The organism is Veillonella sp. AS16, from assembly GCF_000517785.1.
GTDB lineage: Bacteria > Bacillota > Negativicutes > Veillonellales > Veillonellaceae > Veillonella > Veillonella denticariosi.
Genome location: NZ_AZYX01000013.1, coordinates 34,357 through 52,191, shown reverse-complemented (window position 1 = coordinate 52,191; position 17,835 = coordinate 34,357). Strand labels below are relative to the sequence as shown.

The window sequence follows — 17,835 nt, the reverse complement described above, 5'->3', positions numbered from 1 at the left end:
ATATGGAACGTTTAGTACCGTTAACAAAAATTTTGATGACCCTCGCCGTATCCGTGTGGGCCATATTGCTTCGAGACTGGCCGTCCCTGTTAGCGCTGGTGATCTTCGAATTGGCGGTTCTGCTCGTATTCGGTCTGTTAGTAAAACAATACAAAACTGTTTTTGCATTGATTTCATTTGCCGTGTTTTTAGGACTGATCCAATTCCTCGGCAGCGGCGATGTGGAGTCGGCCATCGTGTCCGGCTTGCGGATGCTTGCTATGACATTAGTGTTCATCTCTCTTTTGGCGACGACAAAACTGCAGGATTTGACGGCGGCCCTCGTAACGCAATGCAAAATTCCTTATGAATACGCATTTATGTTTACCGCGGCGCTTCGCTTCGTGCCTGATTTTATTGCTGAAAGCCACGCCGTACAGGAGGCTCAGGCCTGTCGTGGTTTATCCTTGGAGGGAAACTTTATCAAGCGCATCAAATCCTATGCATCTGTGATTCAACCGTTGCTCCTGAAATCCTTGGGACGCTCCGAAACCATGGCGCTGTCCCTGGAACTGCGGGGCTTTGGCGGACCGACGCACAGCTTTGCGGCGTCGGTGGGACTTCGTTCACTTGATTATGGCGTTATAGCGGGATTAGTAGTTGTTACCATATTAGTTTTCGTACTATATAATTGATTCTTAAGCTGTTGTAGCGATATGCTATGACAGCTTTTTTGATGTATGGTACACTAAAATAGACTTATTATAAAGATAATAGATTTGGGAGTGCCATATGCAGTTAGATATCCGGTTAGCCTGTCCTGAAGACATTTCGGCCTGTTTAGATATTTATAATTACGAAGTCCTGAACGGCGTGGCTACACTTGACCTGGAACCGCGCACGTTAGCGGAGTGGCACGAATGGTTTGCAGACCACAACCGTGATGAGCATCATCCGATTATTGTAGGAACCGTTGATGATGTTGTGGCCGGCTATGCGTCGCTTTCACCATATCGAGCTAAAGAGGCCTATAAAAGTACCGTGGAACTGTCGATTTATATTCATCAGGATTATCGCGGAAAAGGTATGGCAACGAAATTGATGAGTCATATTTTGGATATGGCCAAGGATGATGAAAGCTTACACAATGTGGTGTCCGTGATTACGGCCGGTAATGAAGGCAGTACTAAACTGCACGAGCGTTTCGGATTTACCTATTGCGGACTGACGCCGCAGGTGGGATTTAAAAACGGTGCGTATCAGGATACCGAAACATACTCATTATTGGTATAATAAAAGCTGGAAGAGAATTAAGCTGTTGAGTGAACTGTAATTTTATAATATATGCAAAGATATGCAAAGGGATAGATTATCTATAAGGGTTCGCCGTGGGGTAAGGCGAATAGGGTGATAGAATGAATATGAAATATGAACGGCAGTTCGTGGGATACAGCACATATCGCAGCCGTCTCGTCGATGGTCACGTACATACGGAACTATGTCCGCACGGCAGCGGAGATCGGACTGCGATGATGATCGAAAAGGCCATCGAATTGCGCATTGAAAAGGTATGTCTTACGGAGCATGCTCCGTTGCCCGTGGGGTTTGCGTCGGAATACGGCGGTGATATGAAAGCCCTCGAAACGGCTTCCTTAAAATTGAATCAAGTAGATGCCTACCTTGAATTGGGGCGTCAGTTACAACGGGCGTACGGTACGCATATTGATATTTCACTGGGCTTTGAAGTGGATTACATTCCGGGATATGAAGCGGATATTCAGGAGTTCTTAGATCGCTATGGTCCGTTGACGGAGGAGAATATTTTATCCGTGCATTTTATGGAAGGCGTGGACAACGCTTTTTATTGCATTGACTTCAGCCCTGAAGAATTTGAACGAGGTTTCGGTCCGTGGATACAAAAGCAGTTTGATTTGTATTATAAATATTTCGCCACCGTACATCAGGCTGTGCGTGCCGATCTCGGCGAATACACGCCGAAGCGAATCGGCCATTTTGATTTAATCAAGAAGTACCAACATCATTTCGGTTTTGAGCATCATTTTGATCGCCGTAACGCTCAAATGGTGAGCGATATCCTACATATCATGCGCGTTCAGGGCCGTGAACTGGACTATAACATGAGCGGTTTCTTCAAGCCGGACTGTCAGGAAATGTATCCGAGCCGATTTATACAGGGCATGGCTGCCGTTATCGGCGTACCGTTCGTGTTGGGATCCGATGCACATAGTGTTAAAGATATAGAGCGCGTATGGGGGTAACAGCGTTATTGCTTTTAGATGGCTTAATTATGTTACTGTTACATTGTTAAAAGAGTCACCTATACTTTTTCACTCCATGACGAGTCAAGTCGTTCATCAGGATAGGCGACTCTTTTTAAAATTCTGGCAGTAAAAAAGTCCATCAAAAAGCAATAATCTGTTAAGAGCGTAAGAAAAAAGGAGCTTATCTGGTGAAAGATATATTTACTGTTATAGATACATTACCTGATCTTGAGGATGCTGAGTTATATGATTACTTGCTTGGTAATTCGTATTATATATCCGGCGAATATGAAAAAATAAATGATTGGTTTAAAACTTTAATATGTCGTAGGCAATGGGATGCATTTATTGCACTTCGATACTATAAATATCTGTTGTTCGGCGGGTGGGAGTATGAATGTATAATTCTTAGAAATCTATTGTTACAAGGAAATCTTACGTTAGCATCAGAATTTTGTTTAGATACTCGTTTAAAGGTTGATGGAATGGATAACTTTAGAGATAACGCCGTTTGGAGAGGTATTGATTATGATGACTCGTCTGTTCCTGAAAGTCAGACGGATTGGGATTTACGATATGATCAAGATAATCACTTATTCGAACCGGAATCTGAAGTCTCAATAGATTTTGTAAATACAGAGTTTAAAATGGGAAAGCAGCATTGGGCTGTAATTAAAGTTAATAAATTTCAGTAATCAGTAAAGAGTATATATAAAATATATGAAGTTTTCACGGTTCTATTGACATATCAGTAGAACCGTTATATTATGATTTCATACTTTAATAAGATAAAGCGATAAAATAGAGAAATATCTATATAGGTAATTTATTTCTCCTAGTGAAATTCAATTTTAAACAAATAGCGGATTGGATAGTGCTTTCATAGAGAAAAGAATTATATAGATTGAGCTATGGAAAGGATGGTAACGATGGTACAGCAGCAATTGCCTACGGGGTTTCGCGATGATGTAGGGGTATTGGCGGAACGCAAGGATGATATGGGCCGCTATGTGCTGGATCTGTGTCGGAATCGTGGATATACGAAAATTTCGACCCCTCTCATGGAGTACAAGGACGTGTTTCAAGGGTATGCCATGGGGCGTCAACATATGTACGAGTTCCTCGACGGTACGGCTAAGTCCATTGTGGTTCGTCCTGATCTGACCATGCCTATCGGCCGTTTTCTGGCGACGACAAATATCGAGCTGCCGCGTAAATTCTATTATCTCGGTGATGTGCTGGGGCGTACCGAGAAGCATCGCGGTGGCATTAATCAGGTGACGCAGGGCGGAATCGAACTCGTCGGTTATGAGTCGATGGCGGCTGAACAGGAATGTATCGATCTCATCAAGGAGGTCAATCAGACACAGCTGAAAGGCGCATTGCAACTTGAGCTGGGGGATGCGCGTTTTGCGTTTGCTATTACTGACGCCTTGGGGCTCAGCGATGATGAACGAACACCTTTACTGGATGCGTTATTCGCGAAAAATCTTCCTCTTTATGAAAGTATCATCGAGGTTTACGAAAATAGTGCACTGTATCCGTTTCTTGCAGTGTGGCCGCGTTTGTTCGGGACCATTGATGAGGTGTTATCCGAATTGTCCGGTGTAATTTTACCGGCCCCCGCACAGCGGTTGTGGGACGCATTGATGGATTTCGGTCAATCCGTTGAGGCGGACGGTCAAGCGGTACGTATCGACTTATCGAATCAGCCGCCTCAATCCTACTATACGGGATTTACCTTCAGAGGTTTTGTGGACGGTGTGTCTCAATATATCGTCAGCGGCGGTCGTTATGATAATCTGCTAAACAATTTTGACGGCAATCCCGTGCATGCGGTGGGGATGGCTTTCAATATCGATGTCCTTACCGACGTGAGCGCCTCGGTTACATCTGCCGTGACGAGTGGATCCGGGAAGCTTCGCATCGCCCTCACGAAGGGGCGCGTAGAGGAACAGGCTGTTCCGTTACTGGAGGCATGCGGTATCGATTGTGAACCGCTTCGAAACAAAGCCCGTAAACTCATCATTCCGCTCGGAGATGAGCTGGAGATCATTCTGGTGAAAGGCGGAGATGTGACGACATATCTGAATAATGGGGTCGTAGATATCGGTATCGTCGGCAGTGATGTGCTGGATGAGCAGGAGCAGACGAGTTATCAATTATTAGATCTTAAGACGGGGCAATGTCAATTTATTCTGGCATCGCTTGGCGGATATAATCCGAAAGAGGGTCGTCGTCAGCGTATCGGTACGAAGTATCCTGTAGTGACAAAACGGTATTTCGGAGCCCAAGATGTGGAAATCATCAAGATTGAAGGCTCTGTAGAGCTGGCGCCTCTTGTAGGCTTGGCGGATGCCATCGTGGATATTACGGAAACCGGCACAACTTTGCGTGAGAATAATTTGGAAATCTTTGACCGGTTGCAGCACATTTCAACACGGCTTGTGGCGAATCCGCTGGCATTGAAGCAAAAACGGAACATCATTTTTAAGTTGATAGATCAACTGTCTGAGGAGATTAATCAATAGTAGTGATAATGAGCAATAGTATTTGTGTCGGTATATCGTGAAAAACTTGAATCGATATGATATGCCATTTGAGTCGGTGTTATGTGAAATAATATTTAAATAGGTGTTATGTGAAATAATACTTAAGTAGGTATAGTTTAAAACACCACTCAAACGGAAAGAAGGATGGAAATGAAAATTTACAAGGAATCGCTGGACTCGATGCTTTCTATCGTGCGCAATTATACGCAGCAGACGACAGATATGGAAATCGAGCGGCGCGTGTATGATATTATCAGCGATGTGCGCATGAACGGAGATGCGGCGTTGCGTGCCTACTCGGAAAAATTTGACGGTGTCAGTATCGATACTTTCAGAGTCCCTCAGGCGGATATCGATGCGGCGTATGAATCATTGCCGAATGATCTCAAGGAGGCCCTTTTCAAGGCAAAGGAAAACATCACGGAATTTCACAGCCGTGAGATTGAACAAGGGTTCGTAGATATGGATACGCCGGGCATTATTCGCGGTCAAAAGGTGATTCCTTTGGCGCGCGTCGGTCTGTACGTGCCTGGCGGTACGGCGGCCTATCCGTCGACTATCATGATGACGGCATTGCCGGCGAAGATTGCGGGTGTTAAGGAAATCATTATGGTGACGCCGCCTCAAAAGGATGGCATCAATCCGGCCGTGCTGGGTACGGCCAAAATAGCCGGTGTCGATGCGGTGTATCAGGTGGGCGGCGCCCAAGGTGTGGCGGCCCTCGCATACGGTACGGAATCGATTCCGAAGGTTGATAAAATCGTAGGCCCCGGCAATATTTACGTGGCTACCGCAAAGCGTCAGGTTTTTGGTCAGGTCGATATCGATATGATTGCCGGCCCCAGCGAAATCGGTATTATTGCGGATGACAGTGCAAATCCGGTGCATCTTGCGGCGGACCTTTTATCGCAGGCGGAGCACGATGCGCGGGCTCGTGCTATCATGGTGACCACCAGTGAAACCTTGGCGAATGCCGTGTCGGATGAGGTGGAACGTCAACTTAAGACGTTGCCTCGTGAAAGTATCGCACGTCCGGCGATTGAAAACAACAGCTATATTGCGGTGCTGAATTCTGTGGAGGATATGTTTACGGTCATGAATGAAGTGGCGCCGGAGCATTTGGAAATTCAGCTGCCGGATCCGATGAGTTATATGAGTCTGGTTCAGAATGCAGGCTCCGTGTTTCTCGGCGCTTATGCGTCCGAGCCGTTAGGGGACTATGTGGGCGGTACGAACCATGTGCTTCCCACCAGCGGTACGGCGCGGTTCTCGTCTCCATTAGGGGTATATGATTTTGTGAAACGCACGTCTTTCACCCAATTTACGAAGGAACGATTACAGGAAGTGTCGAAACACATTACCGCCTTGGCGCGTACCGAAGGCCTTGAGGCTCATGCGCGCGCTATCGAAGTGAGATTTGAGTAATTGCGGGAAGATCGCATTAAGGCAAATTAGCATAGTTCATAGAGCTTGCAATTAAGGGAATTGCAAGTAATTCAAGAAATATTTTAAACGGAATTTGCCGGTTGTTATGTGACAGATTAATTATTGAGAGGATATCATGATACGAACAGGAACGGTGCAGCGCAGGACTGCAGAAACGGATATTATTGTGGAGCTTACCCTCGACGGCAATCAGGCGAGCAGTATTTCGACGGGCATCGGCTTTTTTGATCATATGCTGACTTTGTTTGCGAAGCACGGTCGCTTCGGGCTCGTTGTGAAAGCGAACGGCGACACATATGTTGATGCGCATCACACCGTTGAGGATGCGGGACTTGCATTGGGGCAGGCCTTGGTGAAAGCCGTGGGTGACAAGATCGGCATCGAGCGTTACGGTGATGCGTGGGTGCCTATGGATGAGGCTTTGACACAGGTTGTTGTCGATCTGAGCGGCCGCCCGTACCTCGTATTTCAAGGTGAGTGGAATACGCCTGTGCTGGGCGGTAATTTTGAAACGGAATTGGTGGAGGATTTCTTTCAGGCCCTCGCCATGAGCGGCGCCATGAATTTACATGTGCGCAATCTGTACGGTCGCAATACGCATCATATTATTGAAAGTATGTTTAAGGCGACGGGCCGTGCCTTGCGTAAGGCTGTAACCATCAACCCTGATATCGTCGGTGTTAATTCAACCAAGGGGACTATATAAAAACATATTAATTTGTTTTATACAAGAATAGAGGTAATTATGATTTTTCCGGCAATCGATTTGCAAAATGGCCGCAGTGTACGCCTTTATAAGGGGGACTTTGCTCAAGAGACGGTCATCAATCCCGATCCGGTGGCACAGGCCAAAGCGTATGAAGCCTCAGGTGTAGGGGCCCTACATCTGGTGGATTTGGACGGCGCCAAGGCGGGCAAGCCCGTTAACGTGGATGTGGTGAAAGCGGTGCGTTCAGCTTTCACAGGCATTTTGGAGATAGGTGGCGGCATTCGCGATGAAGCGGCGGTTGATGTATATGTGGAGATGGGGGTAAATCGCATTATCTTAGGCTCCGTAGCGCTGAAAAATCCGGAATTTACGAAATGCATGTTGAAAAAATACGGCCCTGAGCGCATCGTTATCGGCGTGGACGGCAAAAACGGAAAGGTCGCCGCCGAGGGGTGGCTCGATCAGTCGGATGTAGCGATGAGTGAGCTTATCGGGATCATGGCTGAAGCCGGCGCGAAGTATTTTATCGTTACGGATGTGGATAGAGACGGTACGATGGAAGGGGCCAACGAAGACCTGCTGGGAGATTTACAATCGAAGTTTCCTGCGGTACACATCGTCGCATCCGGCGGCATTCGGAATATGACGGATATTGAGTCTTTGGAGGCGCGAGGCATCATGGATAGTGTCGTAGGCAAGGCGCTTTACGAAGGAACGATTACGCTGGAGGCCATTGCGGAACGGAATAAATGTAATAAGGTGAAGTAATAAACGTAAACAGATATGGTAAATGGTGTAGTAAATTTAGTAAATAAGAGTAGAGAATAAATGTAATAATTAGATGGATGATTAAATGAAAGGGACGGTATGTTAGCAAAACGGATTATCCCCTGTCTCGATGTGGATGACGGGCGCGTGAAAAAGGGGATTAACTTTGTGAATCTCGTGGACGTAGGAAGTCCTGTGGACATTGCTGCGTCTTATGACCGGCAACAGGCGGACGAGCTCGTGTTTTTGGACATTACGGCCACCGTTGATGCCCGGACGACCATGCGTGACGTTGTGCAGGATATTTCCGCAAAGGTTTTCATGCCCCTTACCGTGGGCGGAGGCATCAAGAGCGTTGAGAATATGACTGCCTTGCTGAAAGCCGGTGCCGATAAGGTATCCTTAAATTCGGCGGCGCTGGCTAATCCGCAACTCATCAGCGAGGGTGCCCAAAAATTCGGTAATCAATGCATGGTAGTGGCTATTGACGTGAAAACCGATGAAGACACGGGCGAATGGTATGTATATACTCACGGGGGTCGTAATCGAACAGAGAAGAAGGCTCTTGAATGGGCAAAGGAAGCGGTATCGCGCGGTGCCGGTGAATTGTTGGTGACGAGCATGGATAAGGACGGCACAAAGTCGGGTTTTGATATTGCGTTATATAAGGCCATTGAATCGATTGTGGATGTGCCGATCATCGCATCCGGCGGTGCCGGAACGGTACAGGACTTCGTGGATCTCTTTGAACAGACCGGTGTGACGGGGGCTCTGGCGGCATCCATATTTCATTTCGGGGAGATCAAAATACCGGAACTCAAGGCGGAACTGAGAAAATGTGGTATTCCCGTACGGTAAATTTTAAAGTGCATGTTAACAAATGCTGTTTTTATAGCAGACATTTCAAGAGGAGGGTTTTATGAAACCTGATTTTGATAAAGGTAACGGCCTTTTGCCGACGGTTGTGCAGGATGTCCGTACGAAGGAAGTTCTCATGGTGGCGTGGATGAATGAAGAAAGTTTTCACAAGACCCTGGAAACGAAGGAAACATGGTTCTGGTCCAGGTCGCGGCAGGAGCTGTGGCACAAGGGAGGTACGAGCGGTCATGTGCAGCGCGTCGTGAAGATGGCCCTCGATTGTGACGGGGATACGCTGCTCGTGCAGGTGGAACCGCAAGGGCCGGCCTGTCATACGGGGCGAACCAGTTGTTTCTTTAATGATATTGAGTTGTAGAAAGCGTGGATGATACAGATGGCACGGCAGACATTGAGCGAATTATACGAGATTATCAGGCGGCGTAAAGCGGAGCCGAAGGAAGGGTCCTATACGAATTATCTCTTTGATAAGGGACTCGACAAGATTTTGAAAAAGGTAGGCGAAGAGGCGACAGAGGTTGTCATCGCCGCGAAGAACGAAAATCCGCAGGAGCTCATCTATGAAACGGCTGACGTATTGTATCATTTATTGGTGCTGTTGGTGGAAAAAGAGATTCCTTACGAGGCGATTGAAACCGAATTGGCGAGCCGCGAAGGGGTTGTGAGCAAGACCACGGATCGGCCGGAGATTACGAATTTATAAAAATCGGCAGTAGCGGTGTCGGAAAGGACAGATTATGAAAGAGATTATTCGTACATTACAACCATATGTGCCGGAAGAGCCGGCGCAAGCGGTTAAAAGTCGCCTCGGGGTGGACCGTCTGGTGCGACTGTCGGCGAATGAAAATCCTTACGGTACATCTCCGGAGGTGCGCGAAGCGATTTTGTCCTATGTGACGCATAATGATGCGAACTACTATCCGGACGGCAATGCGACGTCCTTGAGGGCGAAGCTGGCGGAGTATTGGCAGGTTAAGCCGGAGCAGCTGGTTATCGGTGTCGGCCTCGATGAGGTTATCGCCATGGTCAACAAGACATTGATTAATGCGGGGGACTCTGTCGTGGTCAGCACGCCGGCTTTTTCGGAATACGCCTTGAACGGTCTTGTGGAAGGCGCCGAAATCCGTGAGGTGCCCGCTGATTTTGAAACGGGGCATTATGATTTCTCGTCTCTCGTGAAAGCGGTGGATCATACGACACGTCTCGTCTGGATCTGTAATCCCAATAATCCGACGGGAACGTATGAAGCGGTGGAAGATATTCGGCGATTTGTGGAAAATATACCGACAGATACGCTGGTTATCATCGACGAAGCGTATATCGACTTTGTCACGTCCGTAGCGGTGCCGACGGCACGGGCGCTGCTTGATGAGTTTCCCAATGTGGCGATTATGCGCACCTTTTCAAAGGCTTACGGACTTGCAAACTATCGAGTAGGCTATATGATGGCGCCCGTGGAATTGGCGAATTACATCCAGACCATTCGCCTGCCGTATAACCTCAACACATTATCTCAGGTGGCGGCGGAGGCGGCTTTGGCGGATCAGGAATTTTTAGCGCGTACGGTATCTCAAAATGCGGCGGAACGGGCTATATGGGAATCGCTCTTTGATGAACTGCGGATTCACTATTATAAAAGCGAAGCGAATTTTATCTTCTTTACCGTACCTGATGCGGACGGCTTAGCCGAGGTATGGCTTTCGGCGGGGTATCAGGTGCGCCGGGGTCAGCGCCCGAATTGGTTGCGTCTCACCATCCCGGCCGCGCAGGACGGAGATAGAATGCGGGCTATCTTGCGCGAGTATGTAGCATAAATCGAAATGTAGTATAAGTGAGTATATAACGGTAGGCATCGGAAAGGAACACACCATGATTGCCATAATTGATTATGATGCGGGAAATACATTTAACGTTCAAAAGGCATTGGCCTATATCGGGCTTGATGCGGTATTGACGGCCGATGCCGATACAATCGTACAGGCGGACGGCGTCATTCTGCCCGGCGTGGGCGCTTATGCGTCGGCCATGACCGTGTTGAAGGAACGAGGCGTTGTCGAGCCGCTTTCAGAGGCGGTAAAACGAAATATTCCGCTCCTCGGTATCTGCCTAGGCATGCAGCTTTTGTTTGATGAATCCGAGGAATACGGACCTGCGCCGGGGCTTGGAATCATTCCGGGCGTTGTGAAAGCGATCCCTAGAGATATGGGGCTTCGCGTTCCTCATATGGGATGGAATCAGAATACTGTGCATCATCGGGAAAGTGTTTTCAGCGGCATCGATGGAGAATATACGTATTTTGTCCATTCATACTATGTGGATACCGATTCGAAATATATTACGTCTACCGCCGATTACGGAATGGCCGTGCCGGGGATTGTCGAGTGCGGTTCGGTATACGGTATGCAATTTCATCCGGAGAAGAGCGGAGCCGTAGGACTTGATTTACTCCGCACATTTGGTAACATTACGAAGTTGATACAATAGAATGTATAGTGACAGATATAACCAGTTAAGCATTAAGAAAAAGGCATTTTCCCGAAACGGGAGAATGCCTTTTTATAATGCGTTTTTATCATAGTAAACTTTCAAAATGAGAAATCAATTATTGACACATTTCTGATTAGTTATACAATTAACTTGTAAGTACAAAAGTATAGAGAGCCATAGTGGCATGGTAAAAATAGTTTTATTTGTTATATTCATATGTGCACCATGTCACGGGACAATTGGAGGTGTTTATATGGTTATGAATGGTATTTACTTAGTTATAGCCTCCGCGTGTATTCTAATTTTAGCGTACCGCTTTTATGGGGCTTTCATAGCGGCGAAGGTGCTCACCTTGGACCAGTATCGTCCGACGCCGGCTATGGTTCACAACGATGGTCACGATTATGTACCGACCAATAAATGGGTTACATTCGGTCATCACTTCGCGGCTATCGCCGGTGCAGGTCCTCTCGTAGGTCCTGTTATCGCAGCTCAGTTCGGGTATTTACCGGGCGCCTTATGGATTCTGATCGGTTCCGTTGTGGCCGGTGCCGTACACGACATGGTTATTCTCTTCGCATCCGTTCGTTACGACGGCAAGTCCATTGCGGATATTGCGCGCGAAGAAATCAGCAAATGGGCCGGATTCGGTGCCATGCTTGCCACATTGTTCCTGTTGATTATCACCCTTGCGGGGATGGCCGTAGTGGTGGCTAATGCATTGCATAACTCCCCTTGGGGCTTCTTCTCCGTATTCGCCACGATTCCGATTGCTATTTTTATCGGCATTTATTTGAAATGGTTGCGTCCCGGTAAAATTCAGGAAGCCACCGTTATCGGTGTGGCTTTGATCTTTGCGGCTATTATTTACGGTCCGAACGTGGCTGCCAGCGAATATGCGCATTGGTTTACCTATGATTTACAGACCATTGAAATCATGCTTGCTATTTACGGTTTTTTTGCAGCCGCACTTCCTGTATGGCTCTTATTAGCACCTCGTGATTATTTATCTACATATCTTAAAATCGGTACTATCGGTGCATTGGCACTCGGTATTATCATCGTAATGCCTGAAATTCAGATGCCGGCCATCACTCCTTATATCTATGGCGGCGGTCCTGTGTTGAAAGGTTCCGTATTCCCTTATATCTTCATTACTATCGCCTGCGGTGCGTTATCCGGTTTCCATACTGTTATCGCTACCGGTACAACACCTAAGATGCTTACTAATGAACGGGAAATCTTGCCTATCGGTTACGGTGCCATGTTGACGGAAGCATTCATCGCCATGATGGCTTTGATTGCGGCAACAGCATTACATCCTGATGATTATTTCGCAATTAACTCCACTGTGGAATCCTTCAAGGCGTTAGGCCTTCAGGTTCATGAATTGCCTAAATTGTCCGCAATGGTCGGCGAAGACTTGATGCATCGCCCCGGCGGTGCCGTATCCCTTGCTGTAGGGATGGCTCACATCTTCTCCAAATTACCTAACATGGATCATTTGATGGGCTATTGGTATCACTTCTGTATCATGTTTGAAGCTTTGTTCATCATGACATTGATCGATGCCGGTACACGTGTAGGTCGTTATTTACTTCAAGAATTGCTCGGTCATTTCTACCATAAATTCAACGATCAGCATTGGGCTCCCGGCGTGTACGGATGTGCCGCTTTGATTTGCGTATTGTGGGGTTACCTCGTATTGCAGGGCAACATCGGTATCATCTGGCCTCTATTCGGTGTATCCAACCAATTGCTGGGCACCATGACCTTGGCCGTAGGTACTACCGTTATCATGCGCCTCGGTCACAAACGCTATGCATGGGTAACCGGTATTCCTTGTGTATTGATGGCTATTGTCGCTATTACGGCTGATTTTGAAAACGTATTCAACAGTTATATTCCGGCTGGCAAATGGATCCTGGTGGCATTCAGTGCAGCTATGTTCCTCATGATCCTCATCGTATTGGTTGAGGCTGTTCGCAGCTGGATTCGCTTGTCCAGTATTCCTCAGGACTATCGCACTCAGGCTGAAATTGAGGCTGAAAGCCTTGTAAAATACGGCAAAGAAGCAAAAGCATAACAATTGAAAACTTAAATTAAAAGACGAGGCTTGACCTCGTCTTTTCTCTTTTCCGAGGAATGTTTCATAGTCTCAATATAAATGTAGTATATAGCGAGACCAATCAAAATAAAACTTATACCTTCAACGTGCTATAATAGGGCTATGAAACATTACATGCGTTCCTATTGGATAAAATATAAACAATTGTATAAGAAGGGAATCAAGGGGCTTGCTTTGTTCCTTGCTATCGGCGGGATTGTATTTTTTATCCTCGCTACGATTGCCAGTCGTGGTATGGGCGTTATTTTCAATGAGGTCATGGCTCGACAGACCATTATGCGCGGTACGGTTACAGTTGAAAGCTTATCCGCCACGCCGTGGGGAACATTGTCTTTCACGGAGCTCGTCTGGAAAGATCCGGAAGGGCATGAACTGCTCAATGCACCGAGCGGTAAGATTCGCGTTAATATGTGGGATATCGTAACTCGAAATTTTAAGGCCTCCGCGGTGCGTGAAATCCTGTTGGAGGATGCGGTGGTCGTTATCGATCTGGATGACAATAACCGCGTGGATTTTGCGCCTATGTCGCCGGATGTTACAAAACCGCTCAATGAGGTGGAACCGAGACCGAAAGCACCGAAGAAAACGACGCAGGAACGGCAGGAGGAACTGGGGAAGCGCGTCCGTAATTTTAATTGGCAGGGACAACATCTGGATGTGAAAATTGAGTTGCGTCATAATCAGCTGGAAATCTTTCAGAAAAACAGGCATTATGTGATGAAGGATGTAAATGCGAAAATCGACCTCGATAGCCATCGTGCTATGCGCATCGATTTGGAAACCGGCAAATTCGGCGGAACTGCTATCGGCGACGGACTCGTCATGAAAGGTCGTATCGATTTGAAGGATGCGTTGAAACATCGCATGCCTCAACTGAATCTGCAGCTCGATATCAAGGGTGTGGATCCTGCATCCCTCGGGTTCGGTGATAATATTCATGATGCGATGACCTTGCTCACAAAGGTGACTGGAGATTTAAATCGTCCTTATGCAAAGGGGCGCGTCACGATGCCGGTGTTGCATATTCCTGCACTTACCTTTGAAACGGTTGTAGGGGATGTGACCTATCAAGACGGGAATTTAAATTTTGAGAATGTCAGCGCCAATGTGTATGGCGGCAAATTACAGGCGAAGGGCATATATAATCTCGATACTCGCGCTTATACCATTACGGGAACTGCGACGGATCTCGATAGCAGTATAGCCTTAAAAACGCCGGAGTTCGACGTTCCCGTATCGGCGAATTTGAACTTTAAAAGTGAAGGTAAACCGCGAGATATGGAGGTGTGGGGGAATTTCTGGTCCGGCGAGGGCCATTATGTATTGATACCGATTAAGAGCATTACGGGAAACTTTCACAATAAGGGGCGTCATTTATCCTTTAGTGATGTGAAAGTTAACACGAATGTCACCACAATTTCGACGGATGCCTTGCGCATCGATAATGGAGAGCTCACGCTGGGGCCGTTGAATATCACCTCTCATGGGGGCAGTAATTTCTTTATTTATGATGAAGATGAAATCGATAAGATGGATGCTAATATGGACCGGATTAAGAGAGGCATGGGGCAAGCCGGTGAAAATATGAAGCGCGCCTCCGAATCTGCAAAGGGTCTTGATAAGTCAGGTCTCACAGCGCCGCCGGACATGAAGGAATCCGTGAAGGACTTAAAACGGGGGATAGATTCCGCAAAAGATAGTTTAGATGCTATGTCTAAAGGGCTTAAGCAATAAAAATGTTATGAGATTAATTTACTCCCTGTCGTTACAATAACCGGGGCGTAATAGAGACTGGTAATGAGTAATAAAAAAAGATGGCGGTTCATCGATGTGATGAGTCGCCATCTTTTGTTGATAGGGGATGATTTAATTAGCTTACGGTAAAGATTTATTTATCTGCTTAAGCCGTTGGATCGTTGGTCCCCGGAAGTCTTTGTGCTTGTTGTATTTTTCGTGTTTACTGTATTTTTTGTATCGTCTGTATCTGTTTTAGAGGTATCCGTTTTCGTATCAGTCCGTTTTACCGTTACAAGAGGTTTCTTTTCTTTAGTAGCGGATGTATCTTCTTCGTACGGTATCACCTTGTCCTCTTCAGGCGGCAAGAACGTATCTACACCGTTCTGTTGGCCGTTTTGTGCCGGATTATCGATGGATTGAGAGCGTTGTGGCGCGATATAAATTTCATCTTTTGTTATACTCACATCATTCAGCAATAATTTGAACGCTTGCGGGCTCACGTAAAGTGTTCCGTCTACTATACGCGCAGCAGGCAGCAAGGATTCAGATGTGTCGAGGTTGATGTTTTGTAATTTACCTTTTCGTAGTATTTGTTTAGAATCCGGCTGTACCGCCAAGGTTGCGACGGTCGTATCGATTAATGCCGTTTTAGTAGGTGCGTCCCAGGATACTTTGTATCCTAAAGCTTCAGACACTTGACGCAACGCCACGAGAGGTTGACCCTCAACATAAATGACATTTGCCTTATTAGCTGTCGGTTCCAATACCTTGTCATCCACATTGATACGATGTTGTGTCGTCACCGCTGCGGATTTTTCTGTATTCTGCATCGATGTCGGTGTTGATGCCGGCGTAGCTGCAGGCATTCCCGTATTTTGTCTTGTTGCAGATGCAGGTGTTTGTGCAGCAGCAGATGTTCCTACATTTTGTTTCGTTGCAGGTGTCGGTGTTTGTGTAGCTGCAGCTGCAGATGCAGATGTCCTTACATTTTGTCTTGTTGCAGATGCAGGTGCTTGTGCAGCAACAGATGTTCCTACATTTTGTTTCGTCGCAGGTGTCGCTGTTTGTGCAGTTGCAGATGATTCAATATTTTGCGTTGTAGCAGATTTTTCCGCACCGACCGCCGCTTGTGCAGGCTGTATGATACCGCTCGTGAAAGCAAGAGTCCCTAAGGCTATACTTGATAAAATAAGTTGTTTTAATTTCATGAGATCCTCCATTATGTATAAAAATATTACGATAAATTATACATTTGTACTGTACTATAAAGAGATGAATATTTAATTATAAACTTAAATTTTATACAATTTATGTGGGAGACACTTATGATTAGTTGATGATGTTGAATGTGTTTATGCCTAGTGGATGATATTGAGAGAGTTTACGACTGGTTAATAATGTTGAAAGCGTTTATGGTTGGTGAATATGAATTTGATGAAAAAGATGAAAGGACTAAATGTGAATAAACGTAGTACGAGGCTATGAACATTTTTATAGTTTTCCATGTGATATAATTTAAGTATTAAGTGAATTGTTTCCTGGTTTTTATTGTGTTATATAGAAAGAGGTTCCTTATGGCATCCGGCAGATCTGAACAAGAGTTACAAGGCGTAACGATGCTAGGTCATCAAACTGATTATCCTACTGATTATGCACCGCAGGTGTTAGAGGCGTTTGAAAATAAACATCCTGACAATGATTACTTCGTTAAGTTTAATTGTCCGGAGTTTACCAGCTTGTGTCCTATGACGGGACAGCCTGACTTTGCGACCATATATATATCCTACGTACCCGACAAGCGCATGGTCGAGTCCAAGTCTCTCAAGTTATACCTGTTCAGCTTTCGTAATCATGGGGACTTTCACGAGGATTGTATCAATATTATCATGAAAGATCTCGTGAAGTTGATGGATCCGAAGTATATCGAGGTCTGGGGTAAGTTCACGCCACGCGGCGGTTTATCCATCGATCCGTATGCGAATTATGGAAAGTCCGGGACGGAGTGGGAAAAGACGGCAAAGGAGCGCCTCCATTTTCACGATATGCAGCCTGAGCGCGTAGCGTACCGATAAAGCGCATAGCGTACAGATACTATGTTAGAACATTATATAACCGCAATCATATCATTTATGCTCTTTTTTTTGATAGGGCTGGGTTTATCATTAAAACCAGCAGTGGTGATGGCCGGTATTCGTAGTAATCAATATATGAAAGACAATGGGAAATCATGGATTTCTTATGGCCTATTTATTGCCATACTATTTGTTATTAATATGCTGGGCACTTGTCTGATACATTTTTACTCTACGTATATGCCTTTAGCAATTGATATTTCATGGGTTTTCGGTAAGTGGTGGCAAGTCGTCAGCATTATTTTATTTGTCATTCTGATTTTACAGGAGTTGAGGATTATCGACTTTAGCCACGGTGAGCGCAATCTGGCATTTCGTTATGAACAGCTTGATAAGGGCATGAAAAGCCCTTCGTGGGAAGAGAAGTACATGTTGAACGGGCGCTGTAATTTTGCAAAAGGTTTAACGGACTGTATTTATATGTTGCGTATGCCTATTCGTAGCACCTGGCCGTATCTTGTGTGGATATTATTCGGTGCTCCTCAGTTTGTATCGTATCTCCTCATGGGTTATGTATGGGGACATATTATGCTTCACGACCGGCAGACCCTTGAGAGACTGTCTGATTCCGGTCTTTACAGATGGCTTGCGGGGATTCCCGTTTTTTGTATGGTCATGACATCTATACTATTGATAGGTATGGCAATGTGGTTGCTGATAGTCCCGGAGTCATGGCCTACGATGTAACGACAATTACAAGTTAATCGATGAACCTAGTTATTTCCTGCTTTTTTAGGGT

17 protein-coding genes and 2 pseudogenes are annotated in these 17,835 nt (G+C 46.1%); 17 read left to right on the top strand and 2 right to left on the bottom strand.

The genetic code is table 11. The features are described 5' to 3' along the window. Positions 1–2 precede the first annotated feature (2 nt). The 15 genes from HMPREF1521_RS05050 (at position 3) to HMPREF1521_RS04980 (ending at position 14,961) form a co-directional block, all read left to right on the top strand. The gene (locus tag HMPREF1521_RS05050; RefSeq protein WP_038116649.1) at positions 3–674 is read left to right on the top strand and encodes an energy-coupling factor transporter transmembrane protein EcfT; all 672 of its coding nucleotides are present in this window, start codon (positions 3–5) and stop codon (positions 672–674) included. A gap of 97 nt (positions 675–771) precedes the next feature. Further along, positions 772–1,272 (top strand): GNAT family N-acetyltransferase, encoded by a 501-nt coding sequence (locus tag HMPREF1521_RS05045; protein ID WP_038116647.1) that lies wholly within the window; start codon positions 772–774, stop codon positions 1,270–1,272. A gap of 122 nt (positions 1,273–1,394) precedes the next feature. After that, positions 1,395–2,258 (top strand): histidinol-phosphatase HisJ, encoded by an 864-nt coding sequence (gene hisJ, locus HMPREF1521_RS05040; protein ID WP_038116645.1) that lies wholly within the window; start codon positions 1,395–1,397, stop codon positions 2,256–2,258. Between the two features lie 191 nt (positions 2,259–2,449). After that, positions 2,450–2,956 (top strand): hypothetical protein, encoded by a 507-nt coding sequence (locus HMPREF1521_RS05035; protein WP_051435753.1) that lies wholly within the window; start codon positions 2,450–2,452, stop codon positions 2,954–2,956. 234 nt (positions 2,957–3,190) lie between these two features. Continuing rightward, complete coding sequence (gene hisG, locus HMPREF1521_RS05030) at positions 3,191–4,792, top strand: ATP phosphoribosyltransferase (protein WP_038116643.1); 1,602 nt, start codon at positions 3,191–3,193, stop codon at positions 4,790–4,792. A 171-nt stretch (positions 4,793–4,963) separates the two neighbouring features. Further along, complete coding sequence (gene hisD / locus HMPREF1521_RS05025; RefSeq protein WP_038116641.1) at positions 4,964–6,238, top strand: histidinol dehydrogenase; 1,275 nt, start codon at positions 4,964–4,966, stop codon at positions 6,236–6,238. Positions 6,239–6,374: 136 nt separating this feature from the next. Further along, the gene (hisB, locus tag HMPREF1521_RS05020) at positions 6,375–6,965 is read left to right on the top strand and encodes an imidazoleglycerol-phosphate dehydratase HisB (protein ID WP_038116638.1); all 591 of its coding nucleotides are present in this window, start codon (positions 6,375–6,377) and stop codon (positions 6,963–6,965) included. Between the two features lie 39 nt (positions 6,966–7,004). Further along, positions 7,005–7,736 (top strand): 1-(5-phosphoribosyl)-5-[(5-phosphoribosylamino)methylideneamino]imidazole-4-carboxamide isomerase, encoded by a 732-nt coding sequence (hisA, locus tag HMPREF1521_RS05015; protein ID WP_038116636.1) that lies wholly within the window; start codon positions 7,005–7,007, stop codon positions 7,734–7,736. A gap of 99 nt (positions 7,737–7,835) precedes the next feature. Then, positions 7,836–8,594 (top strand): imidazole glycerol phosphate synthase subunit HisF, encoded by a 759-nt coding sequence (gene hisF, locus HMPREF1521_RS05010; protein ID WP_038116633.1) that lies wholly within the window; start codon positions 7,836–7,838, stop codon positions 8,592–8,594. A 61-nt stretch (positions 8,595–8,655) separates the two neighbouring features. Next, positions 8,656–8,970 carry a phosphoribosyl-AMP cyclohydrolase gene (gene hisI / locus HMPREF1521_RS09110; protein WP_038116630.1) on the top strand — a complete coding sequence of 105 codons (315 nt, stop codon included), beginning with the start codon at positions 8,656–8,658 and terminating at the stop codon, positions 8,968–8,970. An 18-nt stretch (positions 8,971–8,988) separates the two neighbouring features. Further along, on the top strand, positions 8,989–9,315 hold the full coding sequence (gene hisE / locus HMPREF1521_RS09105; RefSeq protein WP_038116627.1) for a phosphoribosyl-ATP diphosphatase: 327 nt from the start codon (positions 8,989–8,991) through the stop codon (positions 9,313–9,315). 34 nt (positions 9,316–9,349) lie between these two features. After that, the gene (gene hisC / locus HMPREF1521_RS04995) at positions 9,350–10,426 is read left to right on the top strand and encodes a histidinol-phosphate transaminase (protein ID WP_038116623.1); all 1,077 of its coding nucleotides are present in this window, start codon (positions 9,350–9,352) and stop codon (positions 10,424–10,426) included. A 55-nt stretch (positions 10,427–10,481) separates the two neighbouring features. Continuing rightward, positions 10,482–11,096, top strand: a complete 615-nt coding sequence (hisH, locus tag HMPREF1521_RS04990; RefSeq protein ID WP_038116620.1) for an imidazole glycerol phosphate synthase subunit HisH — start codon at positions 10,482–10,484, stop codon at positions 11,094–11,096. 256 nt (positions 11,097–11,352) lie between these two features. Further along, positions 11,353–13,185, top strand: a complete 1,833-nt coding sequence (locus tag HMPREF1521_RS04985) for a carbon starvation protein A (protein ID WP_084214628.1) — start codon at positions 11,353–11,355, stop codon at positions 13,183–13,185. A 144-nt stretch (positions 13,186–13,329) separates the two neighbouring features. After that, positions 13,330–14,961 carry a membrane biogenesis protein AsmA gene (locus HMPREF1521_RS04980; RefSeq protein WP_038116617.1) on the top strand — a complete coding sequence of 544 codons (1,632 nt, stop codon included), beginning with the start codon at positions 13,330–13,332 and terminating at the stop codon, positions 14,959–14,961. 158 nt (positions 14,962–15,119) lie between these two features. Here the strand turns inward: HMPREF1521_RS04980 and HMPREF1521_RS04975 are convergent. Next, a pseudogene (locus tag HMPREF1521_RS04975) lies at positions 15,120–15,791 on the bottom strand (stalk domain-containing protein); the annotation flags it as partial. A gap of 282 nt (positions 15,792–16,073) precedes the next feature. Then, a pseudogene (locus HMPREF1521_RS08985) lies at positions 16,074–16,172 on the bottom strand (copper amine oxidase N-terminal domain-containing protein); the annotation flags it as partial. A 366-nt stretch (positions 16,173–16,538) separates the two neighbouring features. On the opposite strand from HMPREF1521_RS08985, the gene queF reads away from it, so the two are divergent. Continuing rightward, complete coding sequence (gene queF / locus HMPREF1521_RS04970; protein WP_038116615.1) at positions 16,539–17,036, top strand: preQ(1) synthase; 498 nt, start codon at positions 16,539–16,541, stop codon at positions 17,034–17,036. Between the two features lie 240 nt (positions 17,037–17,276). Beyond that, a complete protein-coding gene (locus HMPREF1521_RS04965; protein ID WP_198014213.1) occupies positions 17,277–17,783 on the top strand; it encodes a hypothetical protein in 507 nt (168 codons plus the stop codon). Positions 17,784–17,835: the final 52 nt, after the last annotated feature.